This window comes from Lawsonibacter sp. OA9, from assembly GCF_022440585.1.
The window spans coordinates 1,262,855-1,278,308 of the sequence record NZ_JAKNTI010000022.1 but is presented as its reverse complement, the minus strand read 5'-3'; the positions used below and the strand labels follow the sequence as shown (position 1 = coordinate 1,278,308).

General features: G+C 57.6%; 19 protein-coding genes. 5 read left to right on the top strand and 14 right to left on the bottom strand.

Annotated features, from left to right (window positions below):
• Positions 1-4 precede the first annotated feature (4 nt).
• The 3 genes from MCG44_RS07285 (at position 5) to tsf (ending at position 3,656) form a co-directional block, all read left to right on the top strand.
• Positions 5-1,711, top strand: coding sequence for an FAD-dependent oxidoreductase (locus tag MCG44_RS07285; RefSeq protein ID WP_240287511.1), 1,707 nt, complete (start codon positions 5-7; stop codon positions 1,709-1,711).
• Positions 1,712-1,889: 178 nt separating this feature from the next.
• Positions 1,890-2,618, top strand: a complete 729-nt coding sequence (gene rpsB, locus MCG44_RS07280; RefSeq protein WP_147571976.1) for a 30S ribosomal protein S2 — start codon at positions 1,890-1,892, stop codon at positions 2,616-2,618.
• Between the two features lie 117 nt (positions 2,619-2,735).
• Positions 2,736-3,656 carry a translation elongation factor Ts gene (gene tsf / locus MCG44_RS07275; RefSeq protein WP_147571977.1) on the top strand — a complete coding sequence of 307 codons (921 nt, stop codon included), beginning with the start codon at positions 2,736-2,738 and terminating at the stop codon, positions 3,654-3,656.
• A gap of 118 nt (positions 3,657-3,774) precedes the next feature.
• Here the strand turns inward: tsf and MCG44_RS07270 are convergent, their stop codons facing one another.
• From MCG44_RS07270 to MCG44_RS07230, 9 genes are all read right to left on the bottom strand, one after another.
• Positions 3,775-4,149, bottom strand: coding sequence for an Asp23/Gls24 family envelope stress response protein (locus tag MCG44_RS07270; RefSeq protein WP_147571978.1), 375 nt, complete (start codon positions 4,147-4,149; stop codon positions 3,775-3,777).
• 135 nt (positions 4,150-4,284) lie between these two features.
• Positions 4,285-4,890: a SpoIIIAH-like family protein gene (locus tag MCG44_RS07265; protein ID WP_147571979.1), complete on the bottom strand. Its 606-nt coding sequence runs from the start codon at positions 4,888-4,890 to the stop codon at positions 4,285-4,287.
• 22 nt (positions 4,891-4,912) lie between these two features.
• Positions 4,913-5,425, bottom strand: a complete 513-nt coding sequence (locus MCG44_RS07260; RefSeq protein ID WP_240287509.1) for a stage III sporulation protein AG — start codon at positions 5,423-5,425, stop codon at positions 4,913-4,915.
• Complete coding sequence (locus MCG44_RS07255) at positions 5,422-5,919, bottom strand: stage III sporulation protein AF (RefSeq protein ID WP_147571981.1); 498 nt, start codon at positions 5,917-5,919, stop codon at positions 5,422-5,424. The genes MCG44_RS07260 and MCG44_RS07255 overlap by 4 nt, the downstream gene beginning before the upstream one ends.
• The gene (locus MCG44_RS07250; RefSeq protein ID WP_240287507.1) at positions 5,916-6,977 is read right to left on the bottom strand and encodes a stage III sporulation protein AE; all 1,062 of its coding nucleotides are present in this window, start codon (positions 6,975-6,977) and stop codon (positions 5,916-5,918) included. Before MCG44_RS07250 ends, MCG44_RS07255 begins: the two co-directional genes overlap by 4 nt.
• Positions 6,974-7,363 carry a SpoIIIAC/SpoIIIAD family protein gene (locus MCG44_RS07245; protein WP_147571983.1) on the bottom strand — a complete coding sequence of 130 codons (390 nt, stop codon included), beginning with the start codon at positions 7,361-7,363 and terminating at the stop codon, positions 6,974-6,976. The genes MCG44_RS07250 and MCG44_RS07245 overlap by 4 nt, the downstream gene beginning before the upstream one ends.
• Position 7,364: 1 nt before the next feature.
• Positions 7,365-7,559 carry a stage III sporulation protein AC gene (spoIIIAC, locus tag MCG44_RS07240; protein WP_147571984.1) on the bottom strand — a complete coding sequence of 65 codons (195 nt, stop codon included), beginning with the start codon at positions 7,557-7,559 and terminating at the stop codon, positions 7,365-7,367.
• A gap of 25 nt (positions 7,560-7,584) precedes the next feature.
• Positions 7,585-8,094 (bottom strand): stage III sporulation protein AB, encoded by a 510-nt coding sequence (locus MCG44_RS07235; RefSeq protein ID WP_240287505.1) that lies wholly within the window; start codon positions 8,092-8,094, stop codon positions 7,585-7,587.
• Positions 8,095-8,997: a stage III sporulation protein AB gene (locus MCG44_RS07230; protein ID WP_240287503.1), complete on the bottom strand. Its 903-nt coding sequence runs from the start codon at positions 8,995-8,997 to the stop codon at positions 8,095-8,097.
• Between the two features lie 223 nt (positions 8,998-9,220).
• On the opposite strand from MCG44_RS07230, the gene MCG44_RS07225 reads away from it, so the two are divergent.
• Both MCG44_RS07225 and MCG44_RS07220 read left to right on the top strand, forming a co-directional pair.
• Positions 9,221-9,574: a DUF3796 domain-containing protein gene (locus MCG44_RS07225; RefSeq protein WP_147571987.1), complete on the top strand. Its 354-nt coding sequence runs from the start codon at positions 9,221-9,223 to the stop codon at positions 9,572-9,574.
• A complete protein-coding gene (locus tag MCG44_RS07220; RefSeq protein ID WP_147571988.1) occupies positions 9,571-9,783 on the top strand; it encodes a helix-turn-helix transcriptional regulator in 213 nt (70 codons plus the stop codon). Before MCG44_RS07225 ends, MCG44_RS07220 begins: the two co-directional genes overlap by 4 nt.
• A 217-nt stretch (positions 9,784-10,000) precedes the next feature.
• Here MCG44_RS07220 and MCG44_RS07215 read toward each other — a convergent pair whose 3' ends face one another.
• The 5 genes from MCG44_RS07215 to yfmH form a co-directional block, all read right to left on the bottom strand.
• On the bottom strand, positions 10,001-10,942 hold the full coding sequence (locus MCG44_RS07215) for a transketolase family protein (protein ID WP_147571989.1): 942 nt from the start codon (positions 10,940-10,942) through the stop codon (positions 10,001-10,003).
• Position 10,943: 1 nt separating this feature from the next.
• On the bottom strand, positions 10,944-11,789 hold the full coding sequence (locus tag MCG44_RS07210) for a transketolase (RefSeq protein ID WP_147571990.1): 846 nt from the start codon (positions 11,787-11,789) through the stop codon (positions 10,944-10,946).
• 500 nt (positions 11,790-12,289) lie between these two features.
• Positions 12,290-13,132: a bifunctional methylenetetrahydrofolate dehydrogenase/methenyltetrahydrofolate cyclohydrolase FolD gene (gene folD / locus MCG44_RS07205; protein ID WP_240287501.1), complete on the bottom strand. Its 843-nt coding sequence runs from the start codon at positions 13,130-13,132 to the stop codon at positions 12,290-12,292.
• Positions 13,133-13,135: 3 nt separating this feature from the next.
• A complete protein-coding gene (lgt, locus tag MCG44_RS07200; protein ID WP_186853243.1) occupies positions 13,136-14,173 on the bottom strand; it encodes a prolipoprotein diacylglyceryl transferase in 1,038 nt (345 codons plus the stop codon).
• Positions 14,170-15,453: an EF-P 5-aminopentanol modification-associated protein YfmH gene (yfmH, locus tag MCG44_RS07195; RefSeq protein ID WP_186853242.1), complete on the bottom strand. Its 1,284-nt coding sequence runs from the start codon at positions 15,451-15,453 to the stop codon at positions 14,170-14,172. Before yfmH ends, lgt begins: the two co-directional genes overlap by 4 nt.
• Position 15,454 lies beyond the last annotated feature (1 nt).

Genomic DNA, 15,454 nt, shown 5'->3' with positions numbered 1-15,454 from the left:
TATTATGAAAGTTGTAATCATCGGCGGCGTGGCCGGCGGGGCCACCGCTGCCGCCCGGCTCCGCAGGCTGGACGAGACTGCGGAAATCGTGATCCTGGAGCGCACAGGCTATGTATCCTATGCCAACTGTGGCCTTCCTTATTATGTAGGAGGGGTCATCCGAGCCCAGGACGCCCTTACCCTTCAAACGCCGGAGAGCTTTCGCGCCCGGTTCAACATCGATGTAAGGGTGGGCCACCAGGCTCTGGCCATCCACCAGGAGAGCCATACCATCACAGTCCTGGATTTGGCCAGCGGCACACAATATGTGGAAGGCTATGACAAGCTTATCCTCTCTCCCGGCGCGCGGGCGGTCAAGCCCGATCTGCCGGGCGTAGACGACTGCCGAGTATTCACTCTGCGCACAGTGGAGGACACCCTGCGCATCCGGTCTTACATCGAGTCGCACCGTCCCCGTTCCGCTGTGGTGGTCGGGGGTGGTTTCATCGGGCTAGAGGGGGCTGAGAATCTACTCCACGCTGGGGTTGCCACTACTCTACTCCAGCGGAGCGGCCAGGTTCTGCCACCTCTTGACTGGGACATGGCCCAGGAGGTCCACTCCTACCTCCGCGGTCAGGGGCTGGACCTGAGGCTGAACGCCGGAGTGCAGGGCTTCCAGGAGATGGATGGGCAGTTCTACACCCTAGTAAAGGACAGCGCCCCTATCCCCTCTGACCTGGTGCTGCTGGCCATCGGTGTCACTCCAGAATCCGACCTGGCACGAGAGGCTGGTCTGACCCTTGGAGCCAAGGGCGCCATCGTGGTCAATGAGCACATGGTCACCTCTGACCCAGATATCTATGCCGTAGGTGACGCTGTGGAACTGACTCACTTTGTATCCGGCAGCAAGGCCCTGATCGCCCTGGCCGGTCCGGCCAACAGGCAGGGCCGCATCGCCGCCGACCATATCTGTGGCCGGAAGAGCCGCTATGCCGGGGCACAGGGCTCCTCTATCATCAAGCTGTTCCACATGACGGCCGCCTCCACCGGTCTGAACGAAAAGGCCGCCCAGGCCGCTGGCATCCCCTATGATAAGGCGGTCACCTACTCCGCCTCCCACGCTACCTATTACCCCGGCGCTGAAAACATGACCATCAAAACCCTGTTTGACCCATCCAGTGGTCGGGTCCTGGGGGCCCAAATCGTGGGCTTCGGCGGTGTGGATAAGAGGATCGATGTGCTAGCCACCGCCATCCGGGCCAGGATGACCGCCGCCGAGCTAACTGAGCTCGATCTCGCCTATGCCCCGCCCTATTCCTCTGCCAAAGATCCGGTCAATATGGCTGGATATGTCATTGAGAACCTCCGGAATGGAGCCATTTCCCAATTCCACTGGTCGGACGCGGAGTCCATTCCAAAGGATGGCTCTGTCACTCTGCTGGATGTGCGCACTCCCCAAGAAGTGGCCGTCCAGGGCCTCATCCGTCCGGATGCTGTCAACATTCCCGTAGATGAGCTGCGGGATCGGATGGGAGAATTGGATCCCTCTAAACCCGTATACGTCAACTGTTACAGCGGACTGCGCAGCTACTTGGCCTGCCGTATGCTTGGCCAGCGCGGTTTCCAGTGCTCCCACCTCTCTGGCGGCTGGCGGTTCTGGTCCTATGTGACGACAGATCGGACCCACGAGGCGGCCCCTACCCACCCGTGCGGAGCAGCAATCGAAGAATAATCTGATTTTTACAGATTTTTTCATTTTTTTGTTGCATAACCATGAAAACCATGGTATACTACCAAGGCATTATGTGTGGGAGTGCGGATCTTTCGCCCGGTGCCCAGCCAGAAGTTGGGTTGGCGGAGGATATGATGCCCCCAGAAGAATTGAACTGAAAAACAGGAGGAAACAAACTATGGCAGTCGTATCTATGAAGCAGCTGCTGGAGGCCGGCGTTCACTTCGGCCACCAGACCCGCCGGTGGAATCCCAAGATGGCCACCTACATCTATACCGAGCGCAACGGTATCTATATCATCGACCTGCAGAAGACTGTGAAGAAGCTGGAGGAGGCCTACAATTTCGTCCGTTCTCTGGGCGAAAAGGGTGAGACTCTGCTGTTCGTGGGCACCAAGAAGCAGGCCCAGGAGGCCATCAAGGAAGAGGCCGGCCGTGTGGGCATGTATTGGGTAAACGCCCGCTGGCTGGGCGGTATGCTGACCAATTTTAAGACTATGCGCGGCCGCGTGGAGCGTCTGAACCAGCTGAAGAAGATGCAGGAGGACGGCACCTTCGATATGCTGCCCAAGAAGGAAGTTATGAAGCACCTGGGCGAGATCGCCAAGCTGGAGAAGTACCTGGGCGGCGTCACCGAAATGAAGAAGCTGCCCGGCGCCCTCTTCGTGGTCGATCCCCGCAAGGAGCGCAACGCCATCAACGAGGCCCGCAAGCTGAACATCCCCATCGTCGCCATCGTGGACACAAACTGCGACCCCGACGAGATTGACTATGTCATCCCCGGCAATGACGACGCGATCCGCGCCATCAAGCTGATCTCCTCTGTCATGGCCAACGCCATCCAGGAGGGCAAGCAGGGCCAGGACCAGGCTCCCGCCGCTGAGGCCGAGGCTCCTACCGCTGAGTAAGCAAAAACTATCCCATCCGCATCACACAGCGCCCGCCCGCGCGGGCGGGCGCTGTTCTTATTTTGACATACAGCCGGGCCGGTGGGCCGGCTTGAGATAAAATGGAGGTAATTTATTATGGCTATTTCCGCAAAGGACGTACAGAAGCTGCGCGAGATGACCGGCGTGGGCATGATGGACTGCAAGAAGGCCCTGACTGAGTCTGAGGGCGATTTTGACAAGGCCATCGAGTGGCTGCGTGAGAAGGGCCTCGCCGCCCAGACCAAGAAGGCCGGCAAGGTGGCCGCCGAGGGTGTTTCCTACGCTGTTGTTACGGAAAAGGGTGTAGGCGTCATCATCGAGGTCAACTCCCAGACCGACTTTGTGGCCAAGAACGACGTCTTTAAGGATTTCGTTATGGCCCTGGCCGTGGTGGTAGCCGAGGAGGCTCCCGCCGATGTGGAGGCTCTGAAGGCCTGCCGCTATCCCGGCACTGAGCGTACCGTGGCCGATGTCACCGCCGACAAGGTGCTGGCCATTGGCGAGAACATCCAAATCCGCCGCTTCGTCCGCTATGCTGAAGGCGTCAACGTCCCCTATATCCACATGGGCGGAAAGGTCGGTGTGCTGGTCAATCTGGCCGTTGAGGGCATCGAGCCCCAGCAGGTCACTGAGTTGGGCAAGGACATCGCCATGCAGATTTGCGCTATGAACCCCTCTTACCTGGACAAGTCCGACGTTTCCCAGGAGGTGCTGGACAAGGAGAAGGAGATCCAGCTGGCTCTGATGGCCAACGATCCCAAGATGGCCGCCAAGCCCGACAAGGTGAAGGAAGGCATCGTGATGGGCAAGCTGGGCAAGTACTACGAGGAAAACTGCCTGCTGCAGCAGGCCTTTGTCAAGGAGAACAAGATCTCTGTGGAGAAGCATGTAGCCGAGATCGCCAAGCAGCTGGGCGGCAAGATCACTGTCAAGGCTTTCACCCGCTTCGCTACTGGCGAGGGTATCGAAAAGGCCGAGGATGACTTCGCTGCCGAGGTGGCATCCATGGTCAAGTAAGGAGTCTGTGACCTTTAAATGATAGGGGCCCGTGGTAAATACCACGGGCCCCTTCTTTTCCCGGTTTGCCATAAATACGGAAAAGCCTCTGGCATTGCCAGAGGCTTCACAGTTTTATTCAAGCTTTCGGCGGGAACGTGATTCCAGCCACCGACACATTGACCACTGAAACCTCTAAGCCGGTCATCGATTCAATGGCACTCTTGACACCATCCTGGATGGCCCTTCCAATCTCAGGGATGGTGTGTCCATAGCCCATCAGGACGGACAGCTCCACTTCCACTTTATCGTCCTCCATCCTGACATGCACGCCCTTAGCCAGGTTCTTTTTGCCCAGTAGCTCGGCGATATCACTGCCCAGATTGGCGGCCAGGCCGCTGACCCCCTCCACATCCAGAGCGGCAGCGGCGGTGATGGCAGCCAGCACCTCCTCGGAGATATGGATATTGCCCAGCTCATCCGAGCGGGAAACGTACTCTTTATTCTCACTCATGGTTTGCCACGCTCCTTAGATCGCAGTTTTCATCAGAGAAGCCGGACGCCCCCAAGCGTCCTCCTTACTTCGTGCTTATTGTAACACAGTTCTCTCCGTTTGACAACTGCGGTCTGAAAACTTTCCCGCGCCTTGTCACTCCACCTCGATAATCTTGATCTGATCGGCGGTAAAACCGGCAGCCTGGTTGACCACGTCCACGATCTTGGCGGTATCTGCCTCCACCAATCCGCCCTCCGGCGCGGAAACAGCCAGCGACAGAGAGTTCTCTCCAATAAAGGCTACACAGTCTGTATAGCCCTTTGCCACCACCAGATTTTCAATTTGAGCTTCCGTCACCGTGTAATCGGCCATGGTCTGAATAGTCTCGTTGACCTGCTCTTTTACCGTTTCATCGGCATCCTCACGGGCGGCGGCGTCCTGAAGAAGGGACAGGGCGCTGTCCCTGGCCTGCTGCCGGTTGAGCCGGGCTGTGGCAAAGTAGTCGCTGGAGGCTGACGCCGTCCCTGTATCACTGGCCGTCCCGCCCACATCGGCGGTCCCGCTTCCATTGGACAGCAGAGGATCCTCTGTCTCTCCGCCTACCATGGTGGACTGGCCCAGCGTCTTGCCCGCCTGGGCCTCCTGCTCATAGTTCCAGTTCAAATAGACCGCCGCGCACACGAATAGGGCAATGGCCGCCACCACCGCATTGCGCTTCCACAGCTGGGACCAGCCGGTCCCCTTCTTACCCGTTCTCATGTCGATTCCTCCCTGATATAAATTAAGTATTTCCCTGACAAATGGATATCCGGTCCGTGCCCAGTCCCGTCAAAGCGGACACTGCCTCCAGCAGCCTCAGCTGGATTCGGGGATTTCCCCCGCCGGGACAGACCACCAGCGCCCCCCGAAACTCCGGAGCCAGTGTTTGGAGAGGGACTACTTCCTGCTGTCCGGAGCCCCGCCCCACGGTAACTGTGGTAGAGGAACCTCCCCCTTCCCGATCCCGCTCCTGGTCCTGGGCCAATATCTGGCGGCCGTCGCTGTCCAGCGTCAGTACCACCCGGACCTCTCCAGCCCCCTCCACTTGGGAAAGAGCCCGCTCCATCTTCTCCTCGAAGGCCTCCAGATCAAAGCCCTCAGCAGGAGCCTGGGCCCCCTCCTGGCCTTTGTCTCTCTGGCCTGTCGTGGGCAGGGCCATCAGCACCACCCCAAGCCCGATAACCAGCAGCACATATTTATATTTTCCCAGCGCCTCCTTCCACCTCAGAGCCAATTTCGGCCAATCCAGCTTCACGGCAGTTCCCCCTCCTCAACATAAGCCTGCTCCTCCTCCGGGATGCCCAGGTCCTCCTGGATCACCAGGGACAGCCGCTCCCGCTCCCCTTCTGTCAGAAAGCCGGATACTTCCGCCCGCTCCGGTAGGAACAGCCCCTCCTCCCCTGCCCGGCAGGATACCCGGGCGGTGCAGGTCAGTCCAAGTTCTGCCGCCTTGTCCACAATATATGCGGCATATTCCTGCTCTATGATCGTTTTCATCTGCTCATCCACCTGCCGCTCCAATTCCTGTGTTCTATCCTCCAGGCCCAGGTGATATTCCTCCAGCCAACGCTGCCCTCCTTCCAGATCCAGTTGGGCCAGAGGGGCGAGGATGACCGCCAGCAACACCAGGCCGCAGACCAGCCGTCCCACCCGCCTCACTGGTCCGGCGGGCATTAGGCCGTCAGCCAGGGCGCAGAGGACAGAGGCCCCCGTGATAGACAGCAGCCAGCTCCCGACCCCGGCCATCATGGGATCACCGCCATAATAGCAGACACCAAGCTGACCAGCAGCACCAGAGCCGCCGCGCCGGTCATCCCCAGCACTAGGCCGAACGCGCCGCCGATGGCGTCGATCAACTGACTCAGCCTGGGCTGTGCCACAGTGGCGCACAGGGCCGCCGTGGCCTTATAGACCAGGTATTGCAGGGCCAGCCGCAGGAAAGGAGTCAGGCAGATGGCCAGCACCACCAACATCCCAACCACCCCAACCGTCCCTTTCAGCACACCCGCCCCGGCCAGCACAGTTTCCGAGGCATCGGCCAGAATTCCCCCCACCACTGGAATAGCTCTGGAGATAGCCAGCTTGGCCGCTTTGACCGCCGAGGCGTCTACCGTTCCGGCGATGGCTCCGCTGGCGGTCAGATAGCCCACAAAGGCCAGGAGGAAGGCCGTCAACAGGAAAGAAGCGGCCCCCTTCAGCAGCCCCGCCAGTTTTTTCAGTCCGGGATTACCCACCGCCGCATGGGCACAGCTAGCCGCCACGTAGGCATATACCATAGGGATCAGGAGCCGGTCCATGGCGGTGATGAGAAGCTGGGAAAACAGGACGGTGGCTCCCTGTCTGACTGCTCCTCCCGTCACCCCTCCGGTGGCGGCGGTGAGCACAGCCATCACCGGGAGCAGGGTTTCAGAAAAGGTTCCCATCCGGCCGATGGTGTCACGCCCCATCCCAATCATGACTGCCATATCTGTCATGGTAAGTGCGGTGATAGCTAGCGCCCCGGCGATCTCCACCGCTTGGAGCCCATCGCGTTTGCCCTGTGCAGCCCCCTCTGCCATGGCGCACAGCAGGACCACCGCCAGCAGCTTCAGCCCTGTGGCAATGCTGGTCCGGAGCAAGGAGCCGATTTGGTCCAGAGCGTCGGAAAAAAGATTGGACAAGCCCTGGTCCAATCCCCCATCCGCCTCCACGCCGTAGCTCTCCGCCTGGTCCCACAGCTCGTCCATTCCCGGCACCTCCGCCTCCTGGGCGAAACAAAGCGGAGCACTCAATAGGAGGGCCAGCAGCAGGATACAAAACTTTTTCATTTTAGCATCTCCGTCATCATCAGTACCACCGCTCGGACGAGCGGCAGGGCCACCACCAGGGCCAGGACTGTTCCAGCCGTCTCCACAAAGGCGGCCACCCCTCCCTCACCGGCTGACTTGCATACCTCCGCGGTCAGACGTGTCAGGATAGACAGGGCCACTGTCTTGACCACTGGCTCCAGCAGCTCTTCCGACAGGCCGGCCAGACTGGTGAGCTCCTCCATCAGGGCCACAACTGCCCCCAAGCCGTCCGCAACCAGGGCGACCATCCACAGCCCGGCCGCCAGGGCCAGCAGCAGAGCCAGCTCAGGGGTGTTTTTCCGCAGGACTACTCCCAGCACCGCGGCCGTGATGGCCCCCGCCGCCACCTTGACCATCAGGTCCATATCAGAGGCGGAACAGGGTCTTTACCATGTCGAACAGGCTGGCGATCTCCTGGACCACCATCATCAGGACCACCACCAGGGCGGCTAAGGTGGTCATCATAGCCTGTTCGTCCCGGCCAGCCCGGCTCAGAACCTGGTTGAGTACCGCCACCACGATCCCAATCGCGGCGATCTTAAAAATTAGATCTACGTCCAATGCGAACCCCTCTTTCGTGTCAAGATCAGATCAGCAGGATGACCAAAAATGCTCCACCCGCCAGCCCAAGGGCCTGACACACCCTGCCCTGCCGCCGGCTCTCTTCCGCATCCTTCTCCCGTTCTTCCTCCAAATGGCGGCGGGCAGCGGAGATACCCTGTATCTGGGCCTGGCTGTCATAGCGCCCAAGTAGCTCGCCCAGGGGATAGAGGCAGGCTCGCCCACTCTCTCCCAGCTCCCTTCGGCGGTCTATCAGAGTGGGCCAGGACCTGGACAGCCCCTCCTGATCCAGATGCTCCAGCGCCTGCCGGAGATCCTGAAAAAGCAGTCTGGCCTGTCCCCTTGTCCGGCCTGACAGGTCATCCACCAGATGGGGCAGGGGGGCTCCCCCCAGCTCCAGCTCCCGTTCCAGCAGTTCCAGTCCCTCCGCCACTTCTCCCATGGCCCTTCCTCTGGCCCGCATCTCCCAGGAGGCGCGAAACCCAATCCAAGCACATCCGGCGGCCAGCAGGGTGGCACCTAAAAGTCTTATCATTCATCCCAACTCCTCTATTTGATAGCTCCTTCCAGCGCCCTCCCGTCGGATGAGGAGCAGCTTTTGAAAGATACCTGCTTCCATCAACGCCCGGTACAGGGGGCGCCGCTCCAGGTCTTCCCGGCTGTTCCCATGGGCCGTGGCCAGCAACGTAACTCCGCAGCCAGCCGCGGTTCTCAGGGCGGCTACATCCTCCGGCGCCGTAATCTCATCTACAGCCAGCACCTGGGGATTCATCGCCCGCATCAGAAGCATAAGCCCCCGCGCCTTTGGACACCCCTCCATTACATCAGTTCTGGAGCCTACATCCAGCTGAGGACAGCCGCTGTAAAGGGCTGCCACTTCCCCACGCTCGTCCATCAAGGATACGCGCCGCGGTTGGCAACCATCTCCGTCCGACACCCGGCGGACTAAGTCCCGGAGGAGCGTAGTCTTTCCGGCCCCCGGCGGAGCCAGAATCAGCGTACTGACTAGCTTCCCGCCTGGGCACAGCCTGCCCAAGACCGGGTCAGAGGCATTCCTCACCTGTCGCGCCACACGGATGGCCGCCGAGGAAAGCTGCCGCAAGCTGTGAATTTCTCCCTCCCGCAGAACAGCGGTGCCACACAGGCCGATCCGATGCCCCCCTTCCACCGTCAAGTATCCTCGTCTGAGTTGGTCCAGTACGGCATGAACCGAGGCCCTGCTGGCAATCTCCACCAGCTGCTCCAGCTCACCCGCTCGCACCGGTTCCCCGCCTAGCGGCCTCTCTCCCTCTGGAAATACCGCCGACATGGGCTGTCCCACCCGGAGCCGCAGTTCCTCCGCTCGGCATTGATCTTGGAGCGGGAGGGAGAATGCCTCCTGCCGCAGCCTGGGCGGCAGAACGCCCACGACCTGCCGATATGCCTGTTCTCGTATCATTTGTTCCATTCTTTTCCACCGACCTTTGCCTTATCCTATGAGGACAGGCCCTGGGATATGACCAGTAAAATATTTTCCTCTCTCATCCTAGGGACTCTCAAGCTGCATACCAGTAGGAAACTGAATTTTTCTCCTTGACATTTTTATTTTTATATGATATATTTCGCACATATGATAAAAATATATCACATAACAATACATCACTGATGTACAGGAGGAGTATATGAAACATCCATTCAACTATCTCTCATTGGCCGCCCTTCCCGCGCTAGCCAGCCTGCTCTATTTCCCCACCGGAGAGCGCGACTATCTCTGTTTTCTCGGTTTTTTGGTTTTTCTTCGATACCTGTGGGTCAACCCTGACGAGTTGTTTTTACTCTCTGTCCGTAAAGCGGCCACCGGCGCCTTCCTGCTTCAGTTCGCACTGATCTGGCCCTGCCTGTTTCTATTCCATTTCCTGGCTCCCCAGGCAAATCCCATGCCCCAGGCCCTCGGGATCAGTTGGGCCGCCGGTGTCATCTTCTTCTGTCTGTACCACAGCTGGTTGGAGTGGAGAGAGGCGGGAGGATTGGAATGAGCCTGAAAACACGCATCCGGGAATTGCGGGCCCGTGACAGACTTAGTCAGGAAGATCTGGCCCGGAAGGTTGGGGTACGCCGGGAGACCATAGGCAATCTGGAAAACGGCAGGTATAACCCCTCCCTAAAGTTGGCCATGGACATCGCCAAGGTATTTGATACTACCGTGGAAGATATTTTTTTCTTCTTTGACGAATCAGCATCCTAGGACTGATGCTGAAAAAAATTCTCTCTCCTTTTTCTATGAAACAGTGAGGGTATCAGGATGCTTCCTTTCCGGCATAGTCCCATAGCAGTGTAAAGGAAGAGAAGTTCTCTAACAAAAATACCTCTGTCCCACACTGAAATCTGGACAGAGGTATTTTTCGTATAAAGTTCTTTGTAAAGATTCTAAATACTTCTTTCGCCGCACGGACAGCCGTGCGTCAGTTACAAAATTCCTTCGCCACCTCGACAATATGCTCTGCGGACAGGCCAGCCTCCTTCAGCAGAGCAGCGGCGGGGCCAGAGTGTCCAAATTCGTCATTTACACCTATGCGCTTTACTGGAGTAGGATGCTTTTCACTGAGCAGCGCGCATACGGCCTCACCCAATCCGCCAATCACACTGTGTTCTTCACAGGTGATTATTTTGCCGCAGTCCCTGGCTGCGGCCAGGACGATTTCTTCATCCAGTGGTTTGATAGTACAGAGATTGATCACACGGGCACTGATCCCTGATTCTTTCAAGATTCTTCCCGCCTCAGCCGCTTCATTGACCATCAAACCGGTCGAGAGGATCGCTACATCAGTTCCGTCCTGAATCATCTCGCCCTTGCCAATCTGGAATGTAAACGTATCCTCATCATGGAATACAGGCACAGCCAGTCTGCCAAAGCGCAGGTAAACCGGCCCTTGATGCTCATAAGCAGCCTTAACAGCGGCCCTTGCCTCCACATCGTCAGAAGGGCAGAGGACAACCATTCCAGGGATGGAGCGCATCAGCGCGAAATCCTCACAGCACTGATGTGACGCCCCGTCCTCTCCTACCGAAATTCCCCCGTGGGTAGCGCCGATCTTCACATTTAAATGGGGATAGCCGATTGAGTTACGGATCTGCTCAAAAGCCCTTCCAGCGGCGAACATGGCAAAGGTGGAGGCAAAGGGCACCAGTCCCATAGCCGCAGCCCCTGCCGCGGCCGCCATCATATTTCCCTCCGCGATCCCACAATCGAAATGACGGTCAGGATATTCTTTTTGAAAGACATTTGTTTTGGTCGCCCCTGCCAAATCGGCGTCAAACACAATCAGGTCCTTATGTTGAGCAGCTAATTCTTTCAAAGCACGTCCATAACTGTCGCGGGTCGCGATTTTTTTGATATCCGCCATTTTACATCGCCTCCACTTCTGCCAGATGGGCTGACAATTCCCTCATGGCAATCTCATATTCCTCATCATTCGGGGCTTTTCCGTGCCAGCCGACCTGATTCTCCATATAACTGACACCTTTCCCTTTGACCGTTTTCATCACAATGGCAAAAGGTCTGCCTTTGGTCACTCTGGCCATATAAAAAGCCGCTTCAATCTGCTCAAAGTCGTGTCCATCTATTTCCATGGTCTCTATGCCAAAGGCGCGCAGTTTATCAACAATCGGATAGGGGTTCATCACATCCGCGACATTTCCGTCAATCTGCAATCCGTTGTTATCGATAATGACACAGAGGTTGTCCAGCTTATAGTGATGAGCAAACATCATAGCCTCCCAGACTTCCCCTTCTTGGATTTCGCCGTCGCCCAGCAGAGCGTATACCCGGCAGCTCTTGCCCTGATATTTCGCTGCCAGAGCCATCCCCGCAGCTGCGGATATTCCCTGCCCCAGAGAGCCAGTAGACATATCTACACCTGGAGTTTCATTCATATTTGGATGGCCTTGAAGATAGCTGCCAATGTGCCGGAGCGTCAAAAGATCCTCCACTGGGAAAAAGCCTCTGTTCGCCAAAGCTGCGTACAGCCCCGGCGCCGTATGTCCTTTTGAGAGCACAAATCGGTCCCGATCCTCCCAGCCTGGCCTATTTGGGTCTACCCTCAACTCTTTAAAATAGAGAAATGTGAACAGGTCCGCGGCGGATAAGCTGCCGCCGGGGTGACCCGCCTTCGCGCTGTGTGTCCCCTCAATCACGCCCATGCGCACTTTACAGGCCATCATCTCTAACTGTTTTTTTTCCTGGGCTGTCATAGTTACTCCTTCTTTCTCCTATCAGTGTTGTTTCCATGTTTCTTTTTAGTTGCTCAATGAATCGCCAATCGAATCGGATATTTCATCCAATCCAACTGCCGTATGAAGCGAAATTCCGGTTCTCACCGCGCATTAAAAATCTCATCGATGATCTGCTATCTTGTGTATTTGTTCCCAATTTTCTTTCATGGATGCTCATAAGTATGTCCTGCGCCCACGGGCTCCCCAAAAGCACCAGGAAGTATGTTTTATTATATTTGTTTTCAGGCAAAAATGCAAGACTGTCTTAGCCTCTAGCTGACTATTCCTTTTCCAATGGTCATTCTGTTGGCACCAAAAGATGTGTCTTCTTCAATCCCTTGACGCAGTGAGAAATGCCTGAAACACCCGCTTTATCATTCAGAGGAGCTCAACAGAAGAAATCAGGCGAAAGGATTGGGCGCAAATTTGTATAGATTTGCGCCCAATCCTCTCTTTACTATATTGATTGACCTATCTATTTATTTTCCATGCTGTCTGGCCGCATACAGGGTATTTTCCATCAGCATAGCCCTGGTCATCGGGCCTACCCCGCCCGGAACAGGTGTAATGTAAGACGCCTTGTCAACTATTGAGCCATAGTCCACATCGCCGCACAGCTTCCCCTGTTCATTGCGGTTCATGGCCACGTCGATGACAACGGCCCCCTCCTTCACCATATCCGCGGAGATCAGGCCGACCCGTCCGGCGGCAGCTACCAAAATATCTGCCTGGAGGCACATCTCTTTTAGATTCCTGGTCCGGGTGTGACAGATGGTGACAGTGGCATTCTTTTGGACCATCAGCATGGCCTGGGGCTTCCCTACGATATTGGACCGGCCCACAATGACACAGTGCTTCCCTGCCGGGTCGATCCCATACTCCTGCAGAAGTTCCATAACACCAGCTGGGGTGCAGGGCTTGAAGCCCTCCTCCCCAATCATCAGCTGTCCCACATTGAAGGGGTGAAAGCAGTCCACGTCCTTATCCGGCCGGACAGCCAGCAGCACCTCCTTCTCATTCAGGTGGCTGGGCAGAGGCAGCTGCACCAGTATCCCGTCAATATCCTCTCTGTCATTCAGGGCGGCCACCAGCTCCAACAGCTCTTTCTGGGTGGTCTCCCCCGGCAGGGCGTACTCCTCACTGTAAATTCCGCACTCTCCGCAGTCTTTTTTCTTTCCGTTCACATAGACCCGGGAGGCGGGGTCGTCCCCAACCAACACCACAGCCAGCCCAGGCTTTATGTCAAGCTGTTCCACCTGACGGCGGACCCGCTCCTTTACCTTGGCGGCCAGAGCCTTTCCGTCCATTACAATCGCTGCCATCGGTTAATCCTCTCCTCTGCCTTCCTCATTTTTCTCTTTCTGGGTGGTATCTTCGCTGTCCTCGTCTCCATCTTCGGTGGTGTCTGGGCCCTGACATTCCTGTTCCGCTGCTCCGGCCACCCGTTGAGCCGCCAGACGGTTTACATACAGCTTTTCCGGGCTGTGGCCCCTTTTCAGCAGTAGGAACAGCAGGACCGCTCCCGCCACCACAGCCGAGATAGCCGCCAGCGCCTGTGAGGTACGGATCGGCACCCCAAACAGCTCCAGGCCGAAGAAATAGAGGCTGTCGGTACGCAGGCCCTCGATCCAGGCCCGGCCAAGCCCGTACCAGAACACATAGAACAGGAAGCACTGTCCGTCGAACTTCCGCTTTCTGCCTACCAGATAGACCAAAATCAGCCCCACAAAGTTCCAGGCAGATTCATAAAAAAAGGTAGGATGTACCCCCAGCGTTCCGCTGAGGATGGCCTCGTAGCCGGCCTGGTCCACATAGCCCCACCGCAGCATATCCTCGGCAATGGATGGACCGCACATCCGCCAGGGCAGGGTGGTGACGCCGCCAAATGCCTCCACGTTCATGAAGTTGCCCCAGCGGCCTACCAGCTGGCCGATAAACAAGCCGTGCACCCCCAAATCGGCAAAAGCCAGGAAGCTGATCTTCCGCACATGGCAGAAGATTAGCAGTACGATAACCGAGGAAATGATGGCCCCATAGATGGCCAGCCCGCCATCGCCATAATTGAGTATCTTTCCCCAGTTCAGAGAGCCGTCCGCATTTTGGAAGATACTCAGGTTGAATATCACATAGTAGGCCCGAATGGCTACCAGGGCAGCCGGGACAGCGAAGATCATCATATCCAGGATCTGGTCCTCGTTAATCCCGAATCGCTTTCCCCACCGGGAGCACAGGATGACTGCCAGGATCAGGCCGGACACAATGATGATGCCGTACCAGTAGATCGGCCGGCCCAGTACCGTAAGCGCCACTCTGTTCAGGGTAAATTCCAGTCCCAGACCTGGAAAGGTCACCGTATTAATCAAGCCTGCCCCCCCTCTCTGGGACGGACCACAGACAGGGCCGCGCGCTCCTCCGTGACCCAGCGGCCGATCAGGTCCTCCGCCTCCTCCTTGGTGATGGAGCTGAACAAGTCCGCAAATTGGAGGAAGTTCACCCCGGCGAAGAAGGATCGAGCCTGACCCACACACAGGTTTTCGAAGGAATTGAGGCCCCGGACCTTGTTGCCGTAGACGCCCTTCTTCAACCGCTCCCAAAGCTTGCCGTCAATGCCCTCCCGGCCGATGCGACCGGCCTCCTCAGCCACCGCCATTCGGACCGCCTCCGGGTCCTTGGACTCCCCCCCGGCGCACAGGAAGGAACAGCCAGGATAAGACTCATACCCGTAGGAGAAATTCTGATTGATGAGCCCCTCCCGGTACAGCTTGGAATACAGCGGAGTGGAGTTGCCCAATAGGCCCTCCAGGGCCAGCTCGGCCACCAGCTCCTGACGCAGACCACTCTCGCCCCTCTGGGGGGCGTCGCCCTTGTAGCCCAGCTGGAAGATGGGGGTGGACACCTCCATCCGCTCCTCCACCAGGGACTTGGCCACACGGTCGGCCTCCTTCTCCCCATAGTCCTTGGCGGCGATTGAGCCCGCCTGCCTGGGCAGGATCTCCCGGGCCACCTGGCAGATATGCTCCGCCTCCACAGGGCCCGCCACGCACAGCACCATGTTGGCCGGATCGTAGAAGGCCTTGTGGCAGGCGTACAGGGTGTCGGCGGTGATGTGGGAGATGGACTCCACACTGCCCGCCACGCTCACCCGGATGGGGTGGTGCTGGTACAGGGCGGCCATCAGGTTCATAAAGACCTTCCAGTCCGGGTCGTCCTCGATCATGCCGATCTCCTGTCCGATGATGCCTTGTTCCTTGTCTACGCTCTCCTGAGTAAACCAGGGGACAGAAACAAAGGAGAGGAGGATGCGCAGGTTCTCCTCAAATTTCTCCGTGGACTCGAAGTAGTAGCCCGTGATGGCGGAGCTGGTAAAGGCGTTGGGGGAGGCCCCGTTGGCCGCCAGGTCCTGGAGGGCGTTGCCCTCCTTGGTATCGAACATCTTGTGCTCAAGGAAGTGGGCCACACCGGCCGGGCTCTGATGCCACTGGCCGTCCAGACAGAATTTCATGTCCATGCCGCCGTAGTTGGTGGCAAAGAAGGCATACCCCTTCTGAAATTCCGGCTTTGGGAATACGAACACATTGAGTCCGTTGGCCAGCTTTTCGTGGTACATCCGCTCCCCTACCCGGGAAAATTCCAGCTTTTCCATG